This is a genomic window from Colwellia sp. RE-S-Sl-9, from assembly GCF_048296855.1.
Taxonomy (GTDB): domain Bacteria; phylum Pseudomonadota; class Gammaproteobacteria; order Enterobacterales; family Alteromonadaceae; genus Pseudocolwellia.
This window is the reverse complement of sequence record NZ_CP182631.1, coordinates 1854832-1881302: the sequence shown is the minus strand read 5'-3', so window position 1 is coordinate 1881302 and position 26471 is coordinate 1854832. Positions and strand designations below refer to the sequence as shown.

Annotated in this window: 20 protein-coding genes and 3 tRNA genes; 16 read left to right on the top strand and 7 right to left on the bottom strand. The window is 34.4% G+C overall.

Annotated features, from left to right (window positions below; translation table 11 throughout):
- Nucleotide 1: 1 nt before the first annotated feature.
- Entirely contained in the window at nt 2–1276 is a 1275-nt protein-coding gene (locus ACM9HF_RS08075) for a dicarboxylate/amino acid:cation symporter (protein ID WP_473617038.1), read from the bottom strand.
- A gap of 34 nt (nt 1277–1310) precedes the next feature.
- Nucleotides 1311–2720, bottom strand: a complete 1410-nt coding sequence (locus ACM9HF_RS08070) for an aspartate ammonia-lyase (protein ID WP_473617034.1) — start codon at nt 2718–2720, stop codon at nt 1311–1313.
- A gap of 707 nt (nt 2721–3427) precedes the next feature.
- On the opposite strand from ACM9HF_RS08070, the gene csrA reads away from it, so the two are divergent.
- The 7 genes from csrA to ACM9HF_RS08035 all read left to right on the top strand — a co-directional run bounded on the left by csrA (nt 3428) and on the right by ACM9HF_RS08035 (nt 8147).
- Nucleotides 3428–3619: a carbon storage regulator CsrA gene (gene csrA / locus ACM9HF_RS08065; protein ID WP_473617031.1), complete on the top strand. Its 192-nt coding sequence runs from the start codon at nt 3428–3430 to the stop codon at nt 3617–3619.
- A gap of 150 nt (nt 3620–3769) precedes the next feature.
- Nucleotides 3770–3861, top strand: a tRNA-Ser gene (locus ACM9HF_RS08060).
- A gap of 60 nt (nt 3862–3921) precedes the next feature.
- A tRNA-Arg gene (locus tag ACM9HF_RS08055) sits at nt 3922–3998 on the top strand.
- A gap of 85 nt (nt 3999–4083) precedes the next feature.
- Nucleotides 4084–4160 (top strand) — tRNA-Arg (locus ACM9HF_RS08050).
- Nucleotides 4161–4945: 785 nt separating this feature from the next.
- The gene (locus ACM9HF_RS08045) at nt 4946–5209 is read left to right on the top strand and encodes an OadG family protein (protein ID WP_077340785.1); all 264 of its coding nucleotides are present in this window, start codon (nt 4946–4948) and stop codon (nt 5207–5209) included.
- Between the two features lie 20 nt (nt 5210–5229).
- A complete protein-coding gene (gene oadA / locus ACM9HF_RS08040; RefSeq protein WP_473617025.1) occupies nt 5230–7005 on the top strand; it encodes a sodium-extruding oxaloacetate decarboxylase subunit alpha in 1776 nt (591 codons plus the stop codon).
- An 8-nt stretch (nt 7006–7013) separates the two neighbouring features.
- Entirely contained in the window at nt 7014–8147 is a 1134-nt protein-coding gene (locus ACM9HF_RS08035) for a sodium ion-translocating decarboxylase subunit beta (protein ID WP_076419292.1), read from the top strand.
- A gap of 128 nt (nt 8148–8275) precedes the next feature.
- On the opposite strand, the gene pdxH is transcribed toward ACM9HF_RS08035, so the two are convergent.
- Together pdxH and ACM9HF_RS08025 are read right to left on the bottom strand one after the other, a co-directional pair.
- Nucleotides 8276–8932, bottom strand: a complete 657-nt coding sequence (gene pdxH, locus ACM9HF_RS08030; protein ID WP_473617020.1) for a pyridoxamine 5'-phosphate oxidase — start codon at nt 8930–8932, stop codon at nt 8276–8278.
- Between the two features lie 107 nt (nt 8933–9039).
- Complete coding sequence (locus ACM9HF_RS08025) at nt 9040–9222, bottom strand: PA3496 family putative envelope integrity protein (RefSeq protein WP_077340779.1); 183 nt, start codon at nt 9220–9222, stop codon at nt 9040–9042.
- 153 nt (nt 9223–9375) lie between these two features.
- On the opposite strand from ACM9HF_RS08025, the gene ACM9HF_RS08020 reads away from it, so the two are divergent.
- From ACM9HF_RS08020 to ACM9HF_RS08005, 4 genes are all read left to right on the top strand, one after another.
- The gene (locus ACM9HF_RS08020; RefSeq protein WP_473617015.1) at nt 9376–11559 is read left to right on the top strand and encodes a tRNA(Met) cytidine acetyltransferase TmcA domain-containing protein; all 2184 of its coding nucleotides are present in this window, start codon (nt 9376–9378) and stop codon (nt 11557–11559) included.
- 50 nt (nt 11560–11609) lie between these two features.
- A complete protein-coding gene (locus ACM9HF_RS08015) occupies nt 11610–12491 on the top strand; it encodes an ABC transporter ATP-binding protein (protein WP_473617011.1) in 882 nt (293 codons plus the stop codon).
- 3 nt (nt 12492–12494) lie between these two features.
- A complete protein-coding gene (locus ACM9HF_RS08010) occupies nt 12495–13499 on the top strand; it encodes an ABC transporter permease (protein WP_473617008.1) in 1005 nt (334 codons plus the stop codon).
- Between the two features lie 82 nt (nt 13500–13581).
- Complete coding sequence (locus ACM9HF_RS08005; protein ID WP_473617004.1) at nt 13582–13965, top strand: YbaN family protein; 384 nt, start codon at nt 13582–13584, stop codon at nt 13963–13965.
- Between the two features lie 40 nt (nt 13966–14005).
- Here ACM9HF_RS08005 and ACM9HF_RS08000 read toward each other — a convergent pair whose 3' ends face one another.
- The gene (locus ACM9HF_RS08000) at nt 14006–14590 is read right to left on the bottom strand and encodes a DUF4202 domain-containing protein (RefSeq protein ID WP_473617000.1); all 585 of its coding nucleotides are present in this window, start codon (nt 14588–14590) and stop codon (nt 14006–14008) included.
- Between the two features lie 395 nt (nt 14591–14985).
- On the opposite strand from ACM9HF_RS08000, the gene ACM9HF_RS07995 reads away from it, so the two are divergent.
- The 3 genes from ACM9HF_RS07995 to ACM9HF_RS07985 are packed head-to-tail and all read left to right on the top strand — an operon-like array spanning nt 14986 to nt 20655.
- Nucleotides 14986–17556, top strand: coding sequence for an EAL domain-containing protein (locus ACM9HF_RS07995; protein ID WP_473616995.1), 2571 nt, complete (start codon nt 14986–14988; stop codon nt 17554–17556).
- Nucleotides 17557–17599: 43 nt separating this feature from the next.
- Nucleotides 17600–18682, top strand: a complete 1083-nt coding sequence (locus ACM9HF_RS07990; RefSeq protein ID WP_473616991.1) for a PAS domain-containing protein — start codon at nt 17600–17602, stop codon at nt 18680–18682.
- A 32-nt stretch (nt 18683–18714) separates the two neighbouring features.
- Nucleotides 18715–20655, top strand: coding sequence for a CHASE domain-containing protein (locus ACM9HF_RS07985; RefSeq protein ID WP_473616989.1), 1941 nt, complete (start codon nt 18715–18717; stop codon nt 20653–20655).
- A 2-nt stretch (nt 20656–20657) separates the two neighbouring features.
- Here ACM9HF_RS07985 and ACM9HF_RS07980 read toward each other — a convergent pair whose 3' ends face one another.
- Nucleotides 20658–21038 carry a response regulator gene (locus ACM9HF_RS07980; RefSeq protein ID WP_473616986.1) on the bottom strand — a complete coding sequence of 127 codons (381 nt, stop codon included), beginning with the start codon at nt 21036–21038 and terminating at the stop codon, nt 20658–20660.
- Between the two features lie 206 nt (nt 21039–21244).
- Nucleotides 21245–22957, bottom strand: a complete 1713-nt coding sequence (locus tag ACM9HF_RS07975; protein WP_473616983.1) for a two-component system response regulator — start codon at nt 22955–22957, stop codon at nt 21245–21247.
- 319 nt (nt 22958–23276) lie between these two features.
- On the opposite strand from ACM9HF_RS07975, the gene pyrG reads away from it, so the two are divergent.
- Together pyrG and eno are read left to right on the top strand one after the other, a co-directional pair.
- On the top strand, nt 23277–24914 hold the full coding sequence (gene pyrG / locus ACM9HF_RS07970) for a CTP synthase (protein WP_473616982.1): 1638 nt from the start codon (nt 23277–23279) through the stop codon (nt 24912–24914).
- Nucleotides 24915–25101: 187 nt separating this feature from the next.
- Nucleotides 25102–26400 carry a phosphopyruvate hydratase gene (eno, locus tag ACM9HF_RS07965; RefSeq protein WP_473616978.1) on the top strand — a complete coding sequence of 433 codons (1299 nt, stop codon included), beginning with the start codon at nt 25102–25104 and terminating at the stop codon, nt 26398–26400.
- Nucleotides 26401–26471: the final 71 nt, after the last annotated feature.

Genomic DNA, 26471 nt, shown 5'->3' with positions numbered 1-26471 from the left:
ATTACTTAGTCTCTAGGGGAGGCTTATTAGTCCCTGTACCGTTGTATATATCTAGATCAAGTTCATTTTCACTCTTGCCTATTAACAAGGTAACCATGATGTCACCTGTTACGTTTACAGTAGTGCGAGCCATATCGAGAATACGGTCAATACCGGCTACAATAGCAATCCCTTCAAGCGGTAAACCTACGGTACTAAGAACAAGTGATAACATGATAAGTCCTGCACCTGGTACACCTGCAGTACCAATAGAAGCTAATGTTGCTGTAGCAATAATTGTTAAGTAATCAGCGGTTGATAGGTCAACACCAAAAGCTTGAGCAATAAATAGTGCTAATACGCCTTGGTAAAGTGCAGTACCGTCCATGTTGATGGTAGCGCCCATAGGTAAAACAAAGCTTGAAATACTACGTGATACACCCAAGTTTTGAGTTGCACACTTTATACTAGCGGGTAATGTTCCTGAGCTACTTGTGGTGGTAAATGCAATGATTTGTGCTTCAATTATGCCTTTATAAAAACGTGTAGGGTTAAGTTTAGCCATTAGGCCAACTAAGCCACCACCTAAGAATAATACATGGAGGATAGAGCCAATATAAACTAGCGCAATAACTTTAATTAATGGTAATAGAATATCTAAGCCGTACTTACCAGATACCCATGCCATTAATGCAAAAACACCGTAAGGAGCAAATTTCATAACAAGTTCAGTCATCTTATACATTGCTTCAGCTAAGCTTTCGAAAACTTTAATGGCTGGCTTAGCTTTTTCGCCTGATAAGTTTAGTGCTATACCTAAACCAAGCGCAAATACAATAATTTGTAGAATATTACCTGCTGCTAATGCTCCTACTGGATTTTTAGGAACCAAACCAACTAATGTATCAATTATACTTGGAGCCGTTTTTGCCTCAGTAACTGTAGTTGCTACCATATTTAAGCCTGCACCTGGTTCGAAAAAAGTTCCAAGTGCTAGACCAATAGAAATGGCTACCGCTGTAGTACAAAGATATATAGCCATTGACTTTATGCCTATACGACTCATTTTTGAAGTGTCTTGTATCGAGGTAACACCTACAATTAATGAACAGAAGATAAGAGGAACTATCAACATTTTTATCGCACTGATAAATAGTGATCCTATCGGTTTAAGTAATTCTGCATCGGTTCCTAGTAAAGAACCTGCAATAATACCGGCAATCATGCCTACGAGTATTTTTAACCATAAAGGCATCTTTTTAGATGCACTGTTGGGGGGAGTTATTGTGTTTGTCATTTTTATCTTCCTTTTTTTTTATATTAATTAAAGATTATTTTACTACTGGGTTTATAAGGTTTTTTATATCGGTTATTTCAAGTAATCTATCTTCGCTAAGAAGAGCTTCTTCTCTCACTATATCTAAAACGGCTTTACCACTATTTAAGGCTAGTTTTGCAATGCGAGAAGCATTTTCGTAGCCAATATACGGACTCACAGCGGTAATAATGCCAATACTATTGTTAACTTGAGCACGGCAATGTTCTTCATTGGCTGTAATACCGCTGATACATTTATGCTCAAACATATGCATTGCTCTTGTAAGTAGAGCAATAGAATCTAGTACGCTATAAGCAATTAAAGGTTCCATAGCGTTTAGCTGTAATTGACCAGCCTCTGCAGCCATAGTGACTGATAAGTCATGACCAATTATTTTGTAAGCTACTTGGGATACTGCTTCTGGAATAACGGGATTAATCTTGCCAGGCATAATAGAGCTACCCGGTTGTTGTGCCGGTAAATTTATTTCACCTAAACCTGCGCGAGGTCCCATACTTAATAAACGTAAGTCGTTGGCAATTTTTGATAGTTTGATCGACAGACGTTTCAACATGCTCGAAAACAATACGAAGGCACCCATGTCCGAACTTGCTTCGATTAAGTCACTGGCTAATACCATAGGGAAACCTGATAATTCACGTAATGCTTTAACTGATATTTCGCCAAATTCGTGGTGAGCATTGATGCCAGTACCAATTGCCGTACCACCTAAGTTGATTTCTGTTAATAACTCAGATAAGTGAGCTATTCGATCTACATCTTCAGTTAAAGTGGAAGCGAAAGATTGAAACTCTTGACCTAACGACATAGGTACAGCGTCTTGTAATTGCGTTCTACCCATTTTAATTACATGAGTGAACTCGTTAGCTTTAACTGTCATAGCGTTTCGTAATGACTTTAGCGACTCCACTAAGGCACCGTGGCTCATTAAAATAGATAAGCGTACTGCTGTTGGATAAACATCATTCGTTGATTGTGAAAGATTAACATCATCATTTGGGTGAAGGTATTTGTAATCTGCTAATGAATGACCAAGGTTTTTAAGAGCAAGGTTAGCAATAACTTCATTTGCATTCATATTGGTGGAAGTACCAGCACCGCCTTGGATCATATCAACAAGAAAAGAATCATGATTCTTACCTTGTTTTAAATCTTCGCAAGCGACTACTATCGCGTTGAACTTTTCAGTGGGTAATAAACCAAGTTGATTATTTGCTATAGCACAAGCTTGTTTTACCATAGCGAGTGCCTTAATCATTTCAGGAAAGTGATTAATAGGAACACCACTTAAAGTGAAGTTTTCAATTGCTCGGTGCGTTTGAATGCCATACAAGGCATTAGCTGGAACGTTAGCCATACCAAGTAAGTCTTTTTCTTGTCGAGTATTTGTATCTAGAGACATAGCGTACATCCACATTGTTAATTAGATGTTGTATAGCATTATTGATACCAGAGTTTATTTATATTTTATGTTGCTGATTTATTTGTGTTTTATTGTTTTTTTTTGACGTTTTTCAAATGTATAACTTTTGTAATAATTAGATGGAATTATCTTTGTAATATTTAGTAATAGTATTTATTTTTTTATTTTTTTTGTTTGTTATCAGTTGCTTAGGTGTGATTATAACTTTTATTATATTTATAGTTAAAGTTATAAGGGGAGAGGAGAGGTATAAAAGAGTATTATCCTAATACTTAGTACCATTCATACTCAATGGGAACTTAGAGTAATTGGAATTATAAATTGTTCAACTTAGAGTTGGAGTTTTACTCTACATGATAGTCAATTACATTTATTTGGTGTGTTTGCTACAACTATTTTTAAGACGTTTATAAAATATTATACAAAAAATAGAAATTTTGGTGTTTATTGCAACGATAAGCTTGTTAATATACACAATAATAATATATGTACTTACTGTTGCTTTAATTTTGTTATTAATATTTGGATATATTAGTGGTATTTAAATATTAAAATGCTTTTTTAGAAAAAATTTAAAGTTTTTTGAATAGATATAGTGCTTTATTATAATTTTTAGACTAAATTTAAATTTATTACTAGCTTATAAATCTTTAGTGGATCCCGAATTAAATAAAAAGGAAATCAATATGTTAATATTAACGCGTCGTGTAGGCGAAACTCTTATGATTGGTGACGAAGTTACCGTTACTGTTTTAGGTGTTAAAGGCAACCAAGTAAGAATAGGTGTAAATGCCCCAAAAGAAATTTCAGTACACCGAGAAGAAATTTATATGAGAATTCAATCTGAAAAAGGCAACGCAGAGCAAACAGATAGTTAATTCTGATAAATCTTAAAAGCCGGCTGTTGTCGGCTTTTTGTATATTTATGGCTGAAAATTAAACGTCTTGCCTGAAATCTCACCAAACAGAAATAAATCTACAAAAAACGTTTGACTTATTTTTTATATCTATTAATATTCGCGTCCATTGGAGAGGTGGCCGAGTGGCCGAAGGCGCTCCCCTGCTAAGGGAGTATCTGGTTTATCCCGGATCGAGGGTTCGAATCCCTCCCTCTCCGCCATTATTTATAATGGTTGTGAAGAAAATATCTTTTAACGTAGATATAAAAAAAGTTTATTACGGACGCGTAGCTCAGCTGGATAGAGTACCTGGCTACGAACCAGGCGGTCGCAGGTTCGACTCCTGCCGCGTCCGCCACTTTTCTTTTAAGTGGCTAAACATAAAAGACCGAGAATACGGTGAACATTTATCTTTTAACGTAGATACAAAACAAGTTTATTGCGGACGCGTAGCTCAGCTGGATAGAGTACCTGGCTACGAACCAGGCGGTCGCAGGTTCGACTCCTGCCGCGTCCGCCACTTTAAAAAGAAAACCAGTCTTATGACTGGTTTTTTTTCGCCTAAAATTTATGAAGTTAATAATGTTAACCTTACTTCGGGATAAGCAAAGTTACTCAACAAGCTATTTTTACGCCTAACTTCGTTGAATTTATTACTAATCGTCAGCTATATAGATAGAAAAATCCCTTCTATACAGAAAAATATCAATGTTGAGAGGTTAATATAACTTAGGGAAACAACGATACATATTAATTTTTTGATAAATAAGAGTTTTAATTCATTCTCTAACATTTATTAACCCGAGTTGGGGTTAATGTTAAGTTGATTAGCTTATATAGCGCTCATAAAAATAATAAAGTTATCCTATTTAATATTTAATGACTGATACGAGCAGATAAGTTGTATTGGTTGCATGTCATAGCTAAGCCTAAAATTATTACAGTAAGTTAGGTTATTCTTTTCTGATTGATTAATCATATTTAATGAACACTTAATACGAAAAACATCGTTTATATAGTAAATTTTATTCACATAAATATGAATAATTATGATTACAGATACGTCTTATGTATATTGTATACAAAAATAAAATTATCCTCTATAGCTCTTGTTTCTGTTGACGCTAAATTGTATACAATTTGTTTTTTGTAATACTATGTTCTGAATAATTATCAATAATAGTGAATATTAAGTATTTTATGCTATTGACTAAATGTTATTTTTCTGAAAATAGAAAAAACAATTTGTTTTTAGTTATTGGAGTGATTATTCTAATTATCTTTAGAGTGACCTGAGGTTATAAAATGGAACATCTAAACGAATTATTTATTGAAGCAGGCACATTAATGCTTGCTGGTATGGTTTTTGTTTTTGCATTTCTTGGTTTATTGGTAGTGTTTATTAACGCTGTATTAGCTAAGTTAGCAATTAAATATCCGGATGCTATACCTCAAACTAAATCATCGAGAGCTAATAAAGCTTCGAACAAGTCTACAGATAGTGTTTCGCCAAGTGTAGTTGCTGCTATATCTTCGGCTGTTTCAAAATATCGTAGTCAACATAATTAAAAATAGATAGGAGCATATTCATGTCAAAGCCTTTAGGTATCACTGAGGTCGTTCTACGTGACGGTCATCAATCACTATTAGCGACAAGATTACGCCTTGAAGATATGCTACCCATTGCTTCTACATTAGATGAAATTGGGTATTGGTCAATCGAGTCATGGGGTGGAGCAACTTTCGACTCATGTATTCGTTATTTAGGTGAAGATCCTTGGGAGCGTATTCGTGCCCTGAAAAAAGCGATGCCTAAAACGAAACAACAAATGTTATTTCGTGGACAAAACATTTTAGGTTACCGCCATTATGCTGATGACGTAGTAGAAAAATTTGTAGAGCGTGCACACGTAAATGGTGTTGACGTTTTCCGTATTTTTGATGCTATGAATGATGTTCGTAACTTAGAAACATCAATTAAAGCTGCGGTTAAAGTTGGAGCACATGCTCAAGGAACATTAAGTTATACCGAAAGCCCTGTTCATACGCTTGAAGGCTGGTTAACTATGGCCAAAAAGTTAGAAGATATGGGCGCTCACTCTTTATGTATTAAAGATATGTCTGGATTACTCAAACCTTACTTTGCAGCTGAGTTAATTGGTAAATTAAAAGAAACAGTAGCTTTACCTATTTCATTACATTGTCATGCTACAACAGGCTTAAGTGTTGCAACACACATGAAAGCAATTGATGCGGGTATTGATGTAATTGATACTTCAATTTCTTCAATGAGCCAAACATATGGGCATTCACCAACAGAAACTATCGCATCTATTGTTGATGGTACGCCACGTGATTCAGGCTTAGACGTAGTTAAAATGGCTGAAGTAGCTGCATATTTTAGAGACGTACGTGAAAAGTATGCAAAATTTGAAGGTAGCTTAAAAGGTGTAGATGCTCGTATTCTCCTAGCTCAAGTACCTGGTGGCATGTTAACTAACATGGAAAGCCAATTAAAAGAGCAAGGCGCATCAGATAAATTTGATGAAGTATTAAAAGAGATCCCTCGTGTACGTAAAGACTTAGGTAATATTCCTTTAGTTACTCCTACATCTCAAATTGTTGGAACACAAGCCGTACTAAACGTACTTACAGGCGAACGTTATAAGTCTATTACAAAAGAAACTGCTGGTATCTTAAAAGGCGAATATGGCGCTACTGCTTCTCCTGTTGATGCTGAGCTACAAGCTAAAGTACTTGATGGTACTGAAGCCATTACATGTCGTCCTGCTGATTTAATTGAACCAGAAATGGACGCTTTATCAATTGAGTTATCTAATTTAGCGAAAGAGAAGTCAATCACGCTAGCTGATGATGAAATTGATGATGTATTAACTTATGCATTATTCCCGCAAATTGGTTTGAAGTTTTTAGAAAACCGTAACAATCCATCTGCTTTTGAACCGGTTCCTACTAAAGAATCAGCTAAAGCTTCTGCTCCAGCATCGAAAGAAGATAAGCCTACTGAGAATTATGCGGTAAGCGTAGACGGTAAAGTTTATGATGTTGTTGTTGCTCCAGGTGGAAGCCTTGAAAGTGTTTCACATGCTCCCGGTGGTGAAATGCTTAAGCAGTCAACGTCGGTTAGTGCTGCAGAAACACTAAATGCACCATTAGCAGGTAACATTTTTAAAGTGTTAGTGAATGAAGGTGAAACGGTTGAAGCTGGTGAAGTTGTTATTGTGATGGAAGCAATGAAAATGGAAACAGAAATTCGTGCTGTAAGCGCAGGTGAAATTGTTGCTGTACACGTTAGAGAGGGTGACTCTGTAACAGTTGGCGACACCTTACTAAGTTTGACATAGGTGAAATAATGGAAGCATTACATACATTATGGTTGTCTACTGGCTTAGCTAACTTTGAAGTTGGCCAAGTGGTAATGATGCTGGTGGGTTGTGGCTTATTGTATTTAGCCATTGCTCGCAATTTTGAACCTTTATTGTTACTTCCTATGGGATTCGGTGCAATATTAACGAATATTCCTGTTGCTGGTTTTTCAGAAGTGGGTGGATTATTACATTATATCTACTACGCAGGTATTGATACGGGTATATTCCCTCTCATTATATTTATGGGGGTAGGTGCCATGACAGACTTTGGGGCGCTTATTGCTAACCCTAAAATGTTGTTTTTAGGTGCTGCTGCTCAGTTTGGTATATTTGCTACTTTATTTGGTGCTATTGCTTTAAATGCGATCCCAGGTATTGAATTTACACTGAAAGACGCTTCTGCTATTGCGATTATTGGTGGTGCCGATGGGCCTACAGCAATATTTTTAGCTTCTAAGCTAGCGCCTGAATTATTGGGGGCTATCGCTGTTGCCGCGTATTCATACATGGCGCTTGTTCCTATTATTCAACCACCAATTATGCGCGCTTTAACCAGTGTTGATGAACGTAAAATTGAAATGGCTCAACTTCGCCATGTTACTAAGATAGAAAAAATTATATTCCCATTAGGTGTGTTGCTAATGACAATATTCTTTTTACCGTCAGCTACTCCGTTGGTTGGTATGTTCTGTTTAGGTAACTTAATGCGTGAATCGGGTGTTGTTGATCGTTTAAGTACAACAGCTCAAAACGAATTAATTAACATTACGACGATATTTTTAGGTTTAGGTGTTGGTTCTAAATTAAGTGCTCATGCGTTTTTAAACGTGGAAACCTTAGGTATTTTAGGCTTAGGTGCTGTTGCATTCTCAATTGGTACTGCATCAGGTGTACTGATGGCTAAGTTTATGAATAAAGTGAGTAAAGACCCTATCAACCCCTTAATTGGTGCTGCAGGTGTTTCTGCTGTACCTATGGCGGCTCGTGTAGCAAATAAGGTTGGCTTAGAAGCTAATCCGCATAACTTCTTGTTAATGCATGCTATGGGACCAAATGTTGCTGGTGTACTAGGTTCTGCAGTTGCTGCGGGGATTTTATTAGCCTTAGTTGGCGGTTAAAGCAACTAAGCGTTAAAGAATTATTAACGTGTTATAAAACAAAAAACGCAAACATTACTGTTTGCGTTTTTTATTGCCCTAAGATTATTATCTTAGTTTTTTATTATGTGTGTAATAAATTCAAATTGCTATGGGTGACGTTTGAAGTGAGTCCATGCATTGTCATTTTTTTCAAAGCAGATCCTATCATGCAATCTACTCGCTCTACCTTGCCAGAATTCAATATAAGTAGGTTTAACATTCCAACCACCCCAAAACTCAGGGTAAGGAATTTCAGCTAAACCTGCGAACTTCTTCTTATAATAAGCTTCACGTTCTTTTAACTCATCAGAAGATATTAACTTAGTACTTTGTTTAGACGCCCAAGCACCAATTTGGCTACCCCTATCTCGGCTATGGAAATACCGTTTAGATTGCTCGGCCGATGTTTTTGATACTTCACCCTCTATACGAATTTGGCGTTGTAAAACATTCCAATGAAAGAGCAGTGATATTTTATTATTTGCTTCTAATTCTTGGCTTTTACTGCTGCCATAGTTTGTATAAAAAACAAAACCATCAGCATTATATTCTTTAAGTAATACCATTCTAGAACGTGGCTGACCGTTTGTATCACAAGTACTGATCGACATAGATTCAGGTAACAATATTCCCGATTTTTGGGCATCGTTAAACCACTGCTCAAATAATGCTAATGGATCGGTTTCTGAAGAAATATCAGGTAAAGGTAGAGCGACCCCTTGACCAAAGGTGAGTAAACATTTTAGTTTTTCGAGTAAATTCATTAAGTTAATTCAAATGATTTTTTACTATTTTATCAGCTTTAGATACTAAGGATAATAAAAATAATAAGGGGGGTTAAAGGTATTGATTATATAGTGTATTTTGCTTTTTATAACTCCCAATCATCGCTATCGTCTAATAATTCTTTCAAGCGTTTTCTTTCTAAAAGGTCGTCGATACGTCTTCTTACTTTGCTGTTACGCTCTGCTTTTGTTCCTTTTGCTAGATCTTTATCATAATCACTTTCGTCAATGCTATCTATTTCATCACTACTATCTAGATCATCACTCATATAACACCTAAATTTTTACAACTTTATACTTTGAACATAGGTAAAAAATTATAACTTTTCAAATTTGAATATCAATAATTTATTTATGTTTGTTTAGATATTTTTAATAGCTTGATAAACTAAATGTTGATTTAATATTCTAGATGTACATAAATGACTCTAACCAACTTTTCTTCGTGGATAAATAACGTATCTATAAATGCTTTTAATTGTTTTAAGAGGCAGCTAGTTATTTTACAAGGAAGTGAGCAATGGGCTAATTCGTTACTTAAAAAAATTGATTCATATCCTTTTGTTGAAGAGGAAAAAGATAAGCAAACTAAACGTTGGTATATTTACAGCGATAATTTAAAACGGGGCAATGTAAATAAACAAACGTATAGAAATCAGCTAGGCACAGAAAGTCATTTTGTCGTTTTTTATAGTGAAGAGCTTAATGTAGATGCTTTGGCTGCCTTATCTGGAACCTTGGTTGCGGGAGGTGTTCTTTTTATCGTTTTACCTAACAAGATAGAGGACTCAAGCTTTTTTAAAAATAGCTTCTTCAATCAACGTTTGGCTAATAAAATATTTAATGATTCGACCTTTAAAATTATAAAAGAAGTTGATTCAAGTCGTTTAAATATAGAAAACAGCTTTATACCAAAATCAGTAACTCATCCAACTGTTTTCAAAAAATATCCTATAGCAATGAACTGCGTAACTGAAGAACAATTCATTGCAGTCAAACATATTATCCAAGTGGTAAAAGGTCATAGAAATAGGCCTTTAATATTAACAGCCGATCGAGGAAGAGGTAAGTCATCAGCTTTAGCTATAGCATGTGCTCACTTATTAGATAATACAAAGTCTGAATTAAGGATAGCTATTACGGCGACTCATAGAAAATCTTTAGATGTGTTTTTTATGCAGCTAGCAAAAAGTTTAGCGCAAAAAAATAAAACTCGTATGGATGCCAACCAATTAGAGCATAAAAACGGTTATGTACAATTTATTGCTGTAGATGAATTAATAAAAACTAAAACTGTGTTTAATTTAGTTTTAGTGGATGAAGCCGCTTCGATACCTTTGTATTTTTTAAATCAATTATTGGCGAAACATCATCGAATGGTTTTTGCTAGTACGGTTCATGGATACGAGGGAGCAGGCAGAAGTTTTACATTAAAATTTCAAAAGCATGTCGTACAAAAATATCCTGAAGGTAAAACCTTAAATATTAGTCAGCCAATTAGGTGGGCAGAAAATGATCCTGTTGAAACTTTTATTTATGAACTTTGTTTGTTGAATGCTGAGGTGCCACCGTTACCTGAAAATTTTTCATTGCCGCAGTTGTTATCTTCAAATATTAATGAGCAAAGAACTCTTGAGTTTGAACAGGTAAGTACAGAGGCTTTAATGTTGAACGAGTTACTTTTAGAGCAAGTTTTTGCAGTGCTGGTTACCGCACATTATCAAACGTCGCCCAACGACCTTAGATTATTGCTTGATAACAACAACATTACTTTAGTGACTCTGTCGTATAAAAAGCAATTACTGGGTGTCGCCTTATTATTAAAAGAAGGTTCAAATGCAAATGAACAATTAAAAGGGTTAATTCAGACGAATCAAAGACGTTTAAAAGATCAGTTTATTCCACAATCATTGCTCACGCATTGCGGTGAAGAGAGTAGTTTTAACTATTCATATTTAAGAGTTATGCGTATTGCTATTGTGCCAGAGCTACAAGAGAAAGGTTTAGGTAGTGTGTTTTTATCGCGTATTGAAGAATATGCTAAACAAACGAAAGTAGACTTTGTTGGAACAAGTTTTGGTGCAAATAAATCTCTACTTAACTTTTGGCAAAAGCAAGACTATAAAATTGCTCGCATAGGTTTTACTAAAGATAAAGCCAGCGGTGAACATTCGGCGTTACTCTTAAAAGTCATTAATCAACAACACAGTGAATACCTCGATAAAATTGAAAATAGTTTTTATCAGAGTTTTGACTACTTATTAGCTGAGCAATATAAAGAGCTGATGCCAGATCTTGTTTGGCAAATTATGACGTATTGTCCATTATCTTCTTTGCCTATATTGAATAACTCAGATTTAAAAGCTATAGAAGATTTTTTTACTAAAAAACGTCAATATAGTGTTTGTGTTTATCATTTACATAAATGGTTACAGCATCAAATGATAATGCCTTTTGATCCCGCTATGGCCCCTATTATTAGTAAAATATTCCAACGGAAAGAAATTTCAAACCTAGCTGAATCTTATGGATTTACAGGTAAAAAAGCATTTAATAATCATTTAATTCAATTTACACAAAGCTATTATCAAAAGCAGAGCAAATAAGATATTTTGTTTTTATATAACTCGTTTGTGGTTTGACAACAGGAAAAAATATGCAGGAAGTGATAAAAGTTGAAAGCTTAGTAAAACAGTATGGTGAATTGAATGCTGTGGACGATGTGAGTTTTTCAATAAAAAAAGGTCATTGTTTTGGACTGTTGGGTCCTAATGGAGCAGGAAAAACAACCACGATTGAAATAATGGAAGGTATTATTCCCGCTACTAAAGGCAATGTCCTTTATAACGGCAAGGACGTTGACCCGTCTATTTCTCAACAAATAGGTATTCAATTTCAAAATACTGCACTACAAGATTTTTTAACAGTAAAAGAAACATTAAATTTATTTGCTGCTTTTTATGATAAAACGGTACCTCAAAATAAACTTATTGAGTTGTGCGATTTAAGTGAATTTTTAAATAAAAATAATCGATTACTTTCGGGGGGGCAAAGGCAACGATTATTGCTAGCACTTGCTTTGATTAATGATCCTGAAATTATTTTCCTCGACGAACCAACTACAGGTTTAGATCCACAAGCACGACGTAACTTTTGGCAACTTATTAAAAATATTAAAGCAGAAGATAAAACCATTATTTTAACCACGCATTATATGGACGAAGCCGAACAGCTGTGTGATGAAGTGGTAATTATGGATCACGGTAAAATTATTGAATCGGGTACACCTGAAACCCTATTAAATAAGCACTTTGAAAGCATTTTTATTTACTTGCCTGCAATACACCTCAGTGTTGAGTTAATTGATAAGTTTGATGGTGAAGTACAAGGCGATAGAGTCGAAATAACGACACAACATGTGGAAAAAACTTTAACGCTATTAATTGAGAATAACGTTTCATTAGAAGGATTACATGTGAAGTCAGCTAATTTAGATGATTTGTTTTTAAAACTAACGGGCTATTCTTTGAGGGATTAATTGATGAATTTTAAGCGATTTTTAGCCGTAGTAAAGGCCCGTAATCTTGAGTTCTTTAGAGACAGATCTTCTTTAGGATGGAATTTACTTTTTCCTGTATTAATGCTCGCGGGCTTGTCGTTTGTTTTTTCAGGAGATGGTCGTGGTGTTTATAAAGTAGGGGTGATTAATTTACCTACAGCACAATCAAACTTTATTAAAACCAAACACATAGACTTTGTTAACTATAACGATGTGGCGTTAGCTACCACTAAACTTGAGCATCATGGAATTGATTTTTTAGTAGATTTTACCCTAAAGAAATATTGGGTAAATGAAGGTGCGCCTAATAGCTATTTAGTGGAAAAAATATTTCAAAGTGAACATACAAACTATCAGCGTTTAACTACACAAGGAAAGCCTATTAGATATGTTGATTGGGTTTTACCTGGTATTTTAGGTATGAATATGATGTTTAGCTGCTTGTTTGGTGTTGGCTACGTTATTGTTAGGTACAGAAAAAACTCAGTGTTAAAACGCTTGAAGGCAACTCCTTTATCCGCTTTTGAATTTGTGTCAGCCCAACTTGTATCGCGATTGTTTATTGTTATGTTTATGTCGAGTGTTGTTTATATTGGTTGTAACGTTTTTTTCGATTTTTACATGTTAGGTAGCTATTTAGATCTTTTTATTATTGGCGCTTTAGGTGCTTTTAGCTTAATAACCTTGGGACTTTTAGTGGCGAGCAGGAGTAAAAGTGAAGAGCTCATTGGTGGTTTATTAAACTTAACCTCATGGCCTATGATGTTATTATCAGGTGTTTGGTTTAGCTTAGAAGGAGCGCCAAGTGCGATTCAAATGTTTTCTAATTTCTTGCCTTTAACTCATATTGTGACAGGAGCACGTAAAATTATTACGGAAGGGGCTAGTTTGGCTGATATTAGTTTTCACATATGGTGCTTGGTAGCTATGTGTTCATTGTTTTTAATTTTAGGTTCTTATTTATTTAGTTGGAATACAGAACGATAAGCTTAGTTGATTATAACAAACGGAGCTATTGAAGCGGCTTTCTTTTTAGCTATACTTAAAGGTATAGATTTATTGATGAGATATGAGGTTATCTATTCAAAATTTTCTTTTAAAAAGCACTGGCTGTATATTTGTTTTTTTAGCTATTTTAGGCGCTGTTTTGCCATTGCTACCGACAACGCCATTTTTGTTGGTAGCAGCAGGGTGCTTTGCAAAGTCGTCACCTTATTTTCATAACAAATTATTAAACAGTAAATTGTTTGGTCAGTTGATCAAAGATTGGCAAGATTCACGATCTATATCGCAAAAGTCTAAAATGATTTCTTTATGTTCTATGGCGTTAGCTGGGGCGTGGTCGTGTTACATGCTGGGCAATATATGGTTAAAGGTTTTAGTTATTGTTCTAATGATAGGGCCAGCCATTTTCGTTTATAGACTACCTATTGCTAAACGAGCAAGCAAATAAATAGTCTAGAGTTTGTTAGTTTGCAATCTAAATACAAAAATTATGCTAAGGCTTTACCTACTAAAGCGGCTAAATGTTCAGGTAGTGTTAGCTTAAGCGCTATTTCATGCCCTTGGTCTGACATTTTTCGCCACGTAAGTTGTAATATTCGAATGATTTTTTCTTCGGTATGTTTTGCTGCAAACTCATCAAAGTAATGCTGTAAAAACACCAAACAAGCAACATCTTCTAAAGTTTGAGTATCAGGGTTTGATTTGATTTTTTCTTTGCGTAATAGCTTGGCCGTAGTTTCTGCATCTTCTTCAGAATATCCATGTTCAATCATAATATTTTTAGTTAATTCTGCGTGAAACTTACCTTGCTCAATTCGCCATTTTAAATAACCTGCTTTACCCACATCAAATTCAGTTCGTTTTAGGTGCCAGCGTTTGATATGTTGTGCACGAACCGCTATTTGTAATAGTTCATTGGCTTCTGGCCAATATTGATTAATACATGCACTCATGTACTGACCATATAATAATTCTTTAGGTTGAGTTTTTCCGTTAACAATTGTGGTATTAGGATCTTCGGAATTAATATCGTCAATTGCAGTGAAAACAGAGTGTAGTTGGGTGTTTTTCATGATCGTACCTAAAAAATAAAGAGTTACATTTTAGCTTTTTATTATTTATTTTCCAGTAATACTCTATTTAACTCTAGCGTCGACTTTAATTATTTATAATTCATTAACTTTTAGTTGTGATTTAAAGCTGTAAGTATATGATTTTTATTTATAAGTATGTCCTCTTTAAATCATGAAAGTTAAGTGGTTATTCATTTTCTTTACAAGCTTATAAATAGTTATGACGAGCTAAAAATGCGTATTCAAATAAATTGTAATGAAAAGCTCTACTTTCTCGCTTTTTCACTGATATACACTAATATGTAAGTAATTAACTTTAAAATACAGAGAAGCGCTTTAACTTTAGCGCTATGTTTTATGTTATCCAAGGATGAAATTAGGTTGAAAATCTAAGTATGAATAGTATAAGCCATTATATTTTTAAAGAATGTATTGAAGCATTTGTTGAATTAAACAATGCGGAGTTTGCTTTGGGTTTTGTGGTCAGTACTACAGTAAAACCGAACTTTGTGCATTTAGAAACAAAGGTTGTTATTAATTCTCTCGATTTACCTGAAAAAGATGTTATTAAATTAACTCGCCATTTAGAACGAAACTTCTTTGAGCAAGCTTGTACAGGAGAAACACTATTTTTTGATAAAAACAGTAACCTTCACAATTCAAATGTATTAAATAACAAAAATATCAATAATATACGCTATATTCCTATTAAGGACGAGTTAGGGATTTACGCCGTAATTTTATTAGTTAATGTGAAGCTATCTAAAGTCACTCAAAAATTACCTGATATTACATCACTCGTTGCCTCTTCTTTAAAGTCGTTCGAACATTCAATCAAAGGCACTGAACTTTACCCCGTTAAACTCCCCCAAACAAACATAGGTAATGATAGAAAAGCTGTAGAGTCTTTATTAAAAAACACTTTTCACCCAACGTTTATATTTAATGACGAATTCAAAGTATTGAAAGCTAACTCGGCTTCACAGAAATTATTTCATTCAAATATTGAACGTGGCTGGCCTACTATGGATAAGCTACTCGAAAAATCTATACCGAGCGTTGCAACAGCTTTACTTAATACAATTAATAAATATGGCTTTCTTGGACACTTAAATAAAGAACAGTGGTGTGATGTTAAGTTTGAACACAATTCTTACCAATCAGTTAAGGTTGATATTCAGTTGTTTGAAATAGAATATTTAGGCACTCAATGTTTTGGGGTAATGCTGAACGAAAAATATGATGCGGAAATTACAGCACAAGATTATTTTTCGAGTTTACAACGATTTAATGCCTTAACCAGTGTTGTTCCTATGGCTATTTTACAACTAGATAAGCATTGGCGGTGTTCTTATGTAAATGAAACATGGGGACGATATACAGGACAACATATTAAAGACTCAAAAGAGCAAGGTTGGCTCTCTTGTTTACATCAATCTGACATTCAAGAAATATTACCTACTATACAAAGAGTCACTTTTTACGCCAAAAACTATACAGGAGAAATACAATTAAAAAGAATTGATCAATCTAATTTATGGGTGTCTATTAATGCCATTGGTTTATTTAATGATAAATGTGAGTTAACTGGTTTTATATTGACCTTGCATGACATTTCAGAGAGTTATCTCCATGCAGAAAAATTAGAAAAAATGGCTAATTATGATCATTTAACGGGCTTGTCTAATCGGAGCTTTTTTAATGACCGATTAGCGGTAGCATTGTCGCGTTCTAGTCGGCATGGTATTACGGCATTGATGTTTTTAGATTTAGATAAGTTTAAAAATATTAATGATACCTTAGGCCACCCTGTTGGCGACAAAGTTATTCAAGAAGTGGCTTCACGCTTGGCATCAACGGTAAGAAATGAAGATACCATTGCTCGTCTGGGAGGAGATGAGTTTGCTATTATTTTTACTGATATAAAAACAATTCATGTGCTTGCTTCAATCGCTCAAAAAATTGTGAATGCTGTGCACTTACCCTTTACAGTAGATGAGCATCCTATAGCTATGTCTTGTAGTATTGGTATTGCAATGACCGATGAAGATAAGATGCTTCATACTCCAACAGATATGTTAAATAAAGCGGATTTAGCCTTATATAAAGCGAAAGAATTAGGGCGAAATCAATTTTATTTTTATGATAGTCAGCTTGAACATAATATCACTATGCTAAACAGGCTTCGTGAAAGTTTAAATAACCCATCAAAAAATGAATTTACCATTGTATTTCAACCACAAGTAAACATTAATTCAAATAAAATATCAGGATTTGAGGTACTTTCGCGATGGAATAATGATATTTTAGGTCATATAGGTCCTGATACATTTATTAAACTTGTTGAAGATAATAACTTAATCTATGAATTCTCATTGTGGTTATTTTATGAAGCTATCAAAACGGTGAGTCAATGGGTTAAAGTAGGGCTTATTAAGCAACCTCAAAGGATCGCGATAAATCTGTCTGCTAAGCAGTTACACTTCCACGATTTTTCTGATCAAGTTATTACCTTATTTGCCAGTAAAGATATATCACCGACGTGGTTTACTCTAGAGGTTACTGAAACCGCTTTTATTGAAGATCCTACTATTGCGGGCAAAAATTTGAAAAAACTTCAAAAAGCTGGCTTTTTAATTGCTCTAGATGATTTTGGTACAGGATACTCATCTTTAAATTTATTAAGAAGAATGCCGTTAGATTACATAAAAATAGATCGTAGCTTTATTAAAGATGTTTTATCTGATGATGATACAGCTAAAATTGTTAAAGCGATTATAGGGTTATGTAAAATGTTAAATTTAGGTGTTATTGCTGAAGGTGTTGAAAACGCACAAACAAAAGATTGGTTGATTGCCAACGATTGTTATACCCATCAAGGATATTACTTTAATCGACCATTAACGAAAACTGATACTCAATCGTTACTCCTTAATGCTGCCGCACTCGCTACTATAGCAAGTTGATAATTTAGCTATAAATGATAAATAAAATTTAAGTGGATCTTTAATGGACAAGTCATCACAAACATTGAAAAGCTCATATCATGCATCTGCTGAAACAGAAGAAACAACTCAAAAAAGAAATGATGTTTTGAAAGGTGAGCCTAACAAAGAGCTTGAGTGTTTAAAATTAGCAATAGAAAAGTTAGAAACAACGAATAGCGAATTACAATTAGTTAATAAAGAGTTGTATACCGTAAATAATGAATACCAAGAAAAAATTACTCAATTAACTGAAGCCAACACAGATCTTGATAATGTGATCAACTCTATTGATATTGGTATCGTTTTTTTAGATGAGCAATTAGCCATCCGAAAATATACGTTACAATCTACTCATTACTTTAATTTAAGACCAAGCGATATTGGTCATCCTATACAAGATATTACGCACCAATTAGATTACAGTGAGTTTTTCATCCAAATTGCTATTGTTCGTAGTAAAAACATCAGTATTGAAAGAGATATACTGACTAAATCAGGACAAGCCGTTCTATTAAAAATAATGCCTCACACCCTTGATGAACATACTCACGAAGTAAAACAAGGCGTGTTAATTACGATTACAAATATTTCTCGTTTGAAATTTGTTGAAAATGCTTTAACTCAAGCACAAGAGCAATTTAAAAGTTTGTTAATTAGTCGTTCAGAGCGTTTACACCACCGTATCGAAAAAAACCAAAACATAACGGTGCTTGTTATTGACGATGATGTTATTGATCGCAAAATAATTAAGCGCTATTTAAAAGACGTTAATGAGCGTGAATATCAAATAATTGAATCTTCAGGTATCGATGAAGCCATTGCAATATTACAACAAAAGGATATAGACGTTTGCTTACTGGATTATCAACTTGGCGGTAATACAGCTGAAGACTTTTCCCGAGCATTAAAGTCTCAAAAAATTGATGTACCGGTTATTTTGTTATCTGGCCAAGAAGAGTCAACAATGGATAATGAATTTTTAATGAATGAAATTAATGACTCTATTAAAAAAAATGACTTATCTAAAGCATTATTAATAAGGTGTATTGATTATATATTGGAAAGAAAGGAAATTAGAAGCATTGTTCAGCAATTTGAAATGTAAGCATAATATTAACCGTTTGAGCTATTAACATAATGAGTAAATTATTAATTAGAGCTTTGTTTTTTTCTATTATTATTGGTTGTATGGGAGTTTGTAGTACTTATTACTTATCAATACAAGTGGGCGAGCAATTAAAAAAACAAAGTTATCTTAAACTTAAAAATATTGCTCAACAAGTTTCAATTCGTTTTCAAGATGCTATTGATATGTCTGTTAATGATTTACAAGCATTACAGGCATTTTATAGTTCAAGCCAAGATAATCTTTCTCAAGATAATTTTGATCGTTATATGGACGTAGTCAATATTGAAAAGCGTCATTATATTCAGGCACTAAGCTGGGTTCCTTATATTGCTGCAGAAGATAGAAAAATTTTTGAAGCCAATATTCAAATTAAACATCCTAATTTTAATATTACTGAACGGACAGAAACAGGTAAGTTAATTGTTAGTAGCAACAAACCTTACTATACCCCCGTTACCTTTATTAGTCCTTATGATATCAACCAAGCTGCTCAAGGTTTTGATTTAAGTAGTAATAGTATTCGTAGAGTTTCTTTACAAAAAGCTAAAAATACAGGGCAAATAACAGCTACGTCTAAAATAAATCTTGTACAAGAAAACGAAGACTCTTATGGTTTTTTAATGATAGCCCCTGTTTATCGAACTAACGTATCTGTGACTACAGAAGCGGAACGCTCTAATTTCCTTATTGGTTATGCAACAGGCGTGTTTCGCATTAATAACTTAATGGAAAATGTTAGAGAAAAAGCAGATAAAGAAGGTTTGATTTTAACATTGCTCGATGTAGAAAGTGATAATGGAGGGATTTTGTATGGCAACGGGAATGAAAGTACAGCTTTTACTTTTGATGTAACTATTCCTGATCGCCGTTGGCAGTTGGAGGTTTCGCTTAATAAGGACTTATTGCGTAGCATTGAATCGCCCGCTATTGTTTATGGGGTGTTAATTTCTGGTATCACGATAAGTGTGTTGTTAGCTTTATGTATATACGGTTTGCAAGTTGTTGTTTACCGTTCTCAACACATTAAAAAGTTGAGTAAGCAGTTAAAGGACCAAAATAATCAATTAGAAGCAACAGTAGAAGAAAGAACAAAGCTGCTAGAGCAGAAAAACATTCAGCTTAACGAGCATGTTGAAGAATTAACTCAGCAGCGTAAAACGCTTTCGGCATTAATGATTGAAGCTAAAGTGGCGAAAAATAATGCTGAAGAACAAGCAAAAGATTTAGCGCGATCAAATAAAGAGCTAGATGAATTTGCTTATATCGCTTCCCATGATTTAAAAGCGCCTTTACGCGGAATTGATCAACTGGCAAATTGGGTAGCTGAAGATGTTGAAGAAGGAAATTTAGATGAAGTACCTGAAAACATCAGATTAATGCGTTCTCGAGTTCAGCGTTTAGATTCATTGTTGAATGATTTGTTGGATTATTCCCGTGCTAATCGGCAAGAATACAAGCTAACCCACATTCATTGTAATGAGTTAATTGAAGATTTATTTGCTCTTATCGCCCCACCTAAGGGCTTTCAATTACATATTAAAGGAAACCTTCCTGACTTTTTAACGGTTAGTGCTCCATTTGAACAAGTGCTTCGTAATTTATTAAATAATGCCATTAAACATCATGACAAAAATAACGGCAATATAACCGTAAGCTGTGATGAAGAGGATGTCTATTATAAATTCTTCATTGAAGATGATGGTCCAGGAATTAGCCATAATAATCACATTAATATTTTTAAAATGTTTAAAACACTAAAGCCTCGTGATGATGTTGAAGGAAGTGGAATGGGACTCGCTATAATTAAAAAAATTGTAAAGTACTATGGTGGTTATGTATCAGTAGAGTCAGAAATAGGAAAGGGAAGTACATTCTATTTTACGTGGCCTAAAAATATAACGGAATGTAAAAAGGATATAGCTGTGCCAAAGTTAGTCAGTGAGGTTTAATGTTATCTTTTTAAAATGGCATAAATTTCTTCAATGAACTTTTTGTTATAACCTTTCTCTAAAAAATTTTCAGGTGTATATGCTTTTGCTTGATTAATAAGAGTATCGGTGACTAAGCTACTTAAAAATATAATGGGGAAAGATTGAGTTTGATTACGTATATACATAGCAATTTCATCACCAGTACCGTCAGGTAAATTCCAGTCAATTAACGCCATAGAAAACTTTTCTAAATTAAATATTTGTTTGGCTTCATCAACGGTGTCGGCTACATGCAGCACTATTTTGGGCTGTAGATTATACCTGTTGAGGTATAAAGACATTAACTCCACTTCATCCTTGCTATCTTCTACATAAAAAATATTTACGGTATCTGTCATCATTAAGCTCTTTTGGAAAATATAAAATCAAACTTTCTCTTCTTGCCAAGGATATTTTAATATAATTTAAATTGATCACAGGTATCTTGACGTTAAGGTTTACTTTGTAAAAATAGAGTGTTTATATAAAATACATTGTTTTTAGAAGGAATGCCCACGTTTCTATGGGCATAGGTGATAAGTTTTTAATTAACTCAAATTCAGGTTAATTAAACTTGATTAGGGTTTGAGAGTAACCATTTCTTTTCTAATTCGTTTGCAGGCATCGGCTTATCAAAAAAGTAACCTTGTAATTCACTTATCTCTAATCTTTTACACAGCTCATATTGATATTCTGTTTCAACACCTTCCGCAATAATATGTAGCCCAATGGTGTTCACCATTTTTGTAATGCCTTTTACTATAGATAAGTGCCTTACCTCATCGTTTGATGTTGGTAATAATGATTTATCTAATTTAACCGTGTTAATTGGGAAATTGACTAAATGAGAAAGTGAAGAAAATCCGGTACCAAAGTCATCTAAAGCTAATTTACAACCAAGATCACAAAGTTGATTGATTTGTATGTGGTTACTCTCATCTTGAACAAACAATGCGGTTTCTGTCAGTTCTAGTATTAAAGATTTAGCGGGAACGTTATAGGTTTTTAGTACACCCTCAATGGTAGGAACAAGTCTGTTGTTTTCTAATTGGATGGCTGAAATATTCACAGCCATTGTGAACTCATTACCAAAACTAGATTGCCAAATAGAAAGTTGTTTAACGGCCGTGTCTAATACCCACTTACCAATTTCTTCTATAATACGAGATTGTTCCGCAACGGGTATAAATTCATCTGGGTAACATATAAAGGGGCAGTCAGGCCACCTAATCAATGCTTCTACACCTATGATTTCTTTATGGGAAGTACTAATTACGGGTTGGTAATGTAATTCAAAACCATTATTTTTGATTGATTTTTTGAGTTCAGTTTCAATTTGAAAGTTACGTGAAAACTGCTGTTGCATTAAAGGTTCAAAATAACAAAGTTGATTACGACCTTCTTTTTTGGCTCGATACATTGCAATATCAGCATATTTTTTAAGGGTTTCTGCTGAATCAGCATCACTTGGATACAAGGCTATTCCGATACTAACGCCACATTGTAGTTGGTTATTATTAATTTCTACAGGGTTTCCAAGTGTTTTTATAATTCGCCTAGCTACTGTTGTGGCATCATGATCATTTTTTAATCCGGTTAATAAAATAGCGAATTCATCACCGCCTAAGCGAGCAAATAATTCGTTTCCACGTAAACATTCATTTGTACGTCGGGCGACTTCTTTGAGAAACAAATCACCCATTTCATGACCATAGGTATCATTTATATTTTTGAAGTGATCAAGATCTAAAAAGAGTAAAGCGATAATATCTGAAGATCTTTTGTTATTATTAATTGAAACATTCAGTGCATCTTCAAAATGGTATCTATTTGAAAGCCCCGTTAGCGAATCTTTTTCAGCTAATTCTCTTACTTGGCAAAAACTATCATGAAGCTTTTTTTCCATCTCAAAGCGTTTTTTAGCTTGAAGAATTGAACGTTTTAATTTGGATGAGGTTATTTCTTTTTTGGTAATAAAGTCTTGAGCACCAGCATGTAAACAGGCTAAGGCTAATTCTTCATCTTCAGATGAGCTCATCATTATAATGGCTGTTTCGCCTAAGTTTGGTCTATTTCTAATTTCTATTACCATTTCAATGCCATCTATCTCAGGCATCATATAGTCAAGTAATAAAACATCAAAATTACCATCTTCAGCAAGTTTAAGGCCTTGAATAGCCGAAGAAACCTCGCATAAGTTACTAACATTCACGTCATTTGTAAGCGCTCTTTTAATTAGCTTTCTATCGACTTCATCATCGTCGACTAAGAGTATATTCACATGAATTCCTTATGTTAATGATGTTGATTTATAATAAAGTCAACATTATTACCTATAGTCTTTTTTATTGGGTGCATAACTGTTTTTTATGCTTGTTTGCGCAAAAACACTTCATAATTATAGCCTTAATTTCAAATAATGCTTTCGCGTTTTATATTTAGGTTATTTAAATGTAAAAATCAAAGATCAACCTATCTAATATATTGTCGTTTAAGGGTAAGTTAAGTATAATGCTTTCCCGTCCTGTTAGATTGAATTGTTTCACTAAACAGTTTATCAATTTAACGCAAAATTCTGCTTATTCTGACTTTGGTATCACATGACAACTAGATATATTTTTGTAACAGGTGGCGTTGTATCGTCTCTTGGAAAAGGTATTGCTGCTGCATCATTAGCTGCAATTCTTGAAGCCCGTGGCCTTAATGTCACTATGCTTAAACTTGATCCTTATATTAATGTTGACCCAGGTACAATGAGTCCGATTCAGCATGGCGAAGTATTTGTTACAGAAGATGGTGCTGAAACCGATCTTGATTTAGGTCATTATGAGCGTTTTATTCGTACCAAAATGACTAAACGTAACAACTTTACCACAGGCCGTATTTATCAAGATATTCTTGCGCGTGAACGTAAAGGTGAGTTTTTAGGTGCAACCATACAAGTTATACCTCACATAACTAACGACATTAAACGTCGCGTTATTGAGGGGGCTGAAGGTTACGATATTGCTATGGTTGAAATTGGCGGTACAGTAGGTGATATTGAATCACAACCTTTCTTAGAAGCTATTCGTCAGTTAGGTGTTGAGTTAGGCCGTGAACGCGCTATGTTTATGCATTTAACTCTTGTGCCATATATAGCCGCTGCAGGCGAAATTAAAACTAAGCCAACACAGCATTCTGTTAAAGAATTACGTTCAATTGGGATTTTTCCTGACATTTTAGTTTGTCGTAGCGAACAAGCTATTCCTGCCAATGAACGTGCAAAAATTTCGTTATTTACCAACGTAGAAGAAAAAGCTGTTGTATCAATGCGTGATGTTGACAGTATTTATAAAGTACCTGCTTTATTAAAAGCGCAAGGCACCGATGAATTAGTGGTTAAACGTTTTGGATTAGACGTACCTGAAGCTGATTTAAGTGAATGGGAACAAGTACTTTATCAAGAAGCTAATCCAAAAGGTGAAGTGACTATAGGTATGGTGGGTAAATACATAGAATTACCTGATGCCTACAAATCAGTAAACGAAGCCCTTAAACATGCAGGACTTAAAAATCAAGTTAAAGTAAATATTCAATACGTTGATTCTCAAAATGTAGAGAGTAAAGGTGCTGATATTCTTGAAGAACTTGATGCGATTCTTGTTCCTGGTGGCTTTGGTGAACGTGGTGTTGAAGGTAAAATATTAGCGGCAAAATATGCCCGTGAAAACAAAATCCCTTACTTAGGTATTTGTTTAGGTATGCAAGTTGCTCTTATCGATTATGCTCGTAATGTTGCTGGTTTAACTGACGCACACAGTACAGAGTTTAATCCAGAAACATCGGCCCCAGTTGTTGGTTTAATTAATGAATGGCTAGATGAAGAAGGGCAAGTGGAATACCGTCACGAAGATTCTGATTTAGGTGGTACTATGCGTGTGGGTTCTCAATTGTGTCATTTAACGCCAAATACTAAAGTGCATGAAGTGTATGGTAGCGACACAATTTATGAAAGACATCGTCATCGTTATGAAGTAAATAACAACTATAGAGATAAATTAAGTCAAGCTGGTTTAGTATTTTCAGGTCTTTCTACAGATAAAACATTAGTAGAAGTTATTGAAATACCAAACCATCCTTGGTTTATAGCAGGGCAGTTCCATCCTGAGTTTAATTCTACACCTCGTGATGGACACCCTTTATTTGAAAGTTTTGTTGCTGCTTCATTTGAGCATCAAAAAAATAAACAATCATAATATTAAAACCGTAGCCTTGAGCTGCGGTTTTTTATTTAAAATTGTTATTTAGGGTATTTAAAATAATTGAATGTTCTAAAAAAAAATATTCAATTAGATATAATTAGTATGAATGTTGTCGTTAATAGTATTTATAAGCTCGCTGTATATAAATACCGAGCGGCTTTTTAATAAAATAGGATGAAAAATGTCGAATATTAGTAAGATTATTGCTCGTGAAATCATGGATTCTCGTGGTAACCCAACTGTTGAAGCTGATGTTTATTTAGAATCAGGTGCTTGGGGTAGAGCTGCTGCTCCTTCTGGCGCATCTACTGGTTCACGCGAAGCTTTAGAGTTACGTGATGGTGATAAAGCTCGTTATTTAGGTAAAGGTGTTTTAAAAGCAGTAGCGGCAGTAAATGACAGTATTGCTCCTGCTTTATTAGGTCAAAGTGCTTTAGAACAAGCAAAAGTTGATCAAATCATGATCGACTTAGATGGCACAGAAAACAAAGAAAAATTTGGTGCTAACGCTATTCTTGCTGTTTCTTTAGCTGTAGCTAAAGCGGCTGCTAATGCTAAAAACGTTCAATTGTTTGAACATATTGCTGACCTAAACGGTACTCCAGGTGTTTACTCTTTACCATTACCTATGATGAACATCATCAATGGTGGTGAACATGCTGATAACAACGTTGATATTCAAGAGTTTATGATACAACCTGTTGGCGCTCCTAACTTCCGCGAAGCTTTACGTATGGGTGCTGAAATATTCCATGCACTTAAAAAAGTATTATCAGCAAAAGGTTTAAATACAGCTGTTGGTGATGAAGGTGGTTTTGCTCCTGATTTAGCTTCAAATGCTGATGCTTTAGCGGTAATCAAAGAAGCTGTATCTGCTGCTGGTTACGAATTAGGTAAAGATGTTACTTTAGCAATGGATTGTGCTGCTTCTGAATTTTACGATGCAGACAAAGGTATTTACGATCTTAAAGGTGAAGGCAAGCAATTTACAGCTAACGAATTCTCTGATTTCTTAGCAACACTTTGTGAGCAATACCCTATTGTTTCTATCGAAGATGGTTTAGACGAGTCAGATTGGGATGGTTTTGCTTACCAAACTAAATTACTTGGCGACAAAATCCAAATCGTTGGTGATGATTTATTCGTTACAAACACTAAGATTTTAGCTCGTGGTATTGAGCAAGGTATTGGTAACTCTATCTTAATCAAGTTTAACCAAATTGGTTCTTTAACTGAAACATTAGCGGCTATTAAAATGGCTAAAGATGCTGGTTTTACTGCTGTTATCTCTCATCGTTCAGGTGAAACAGAAGATGCAACTATCGCTGATTTAGCGGTTGGTACTGCTGCAGGTCAAATTAAGACAGGTTCTTTATGTCGTTCTGATCGTGTTTCTAAGTACAACCAATTATTACGAATTGAAGAATTTTTAGGTGATAAAGCTATCTTTAACGGTTTATCTGAAGTTAAAGGTCAGTAATTAATAACGCTTTCGTTATTAATTAAGTAAACCTTAAAAATTTAAAACCCGATATTACAAAGTAATGTCGG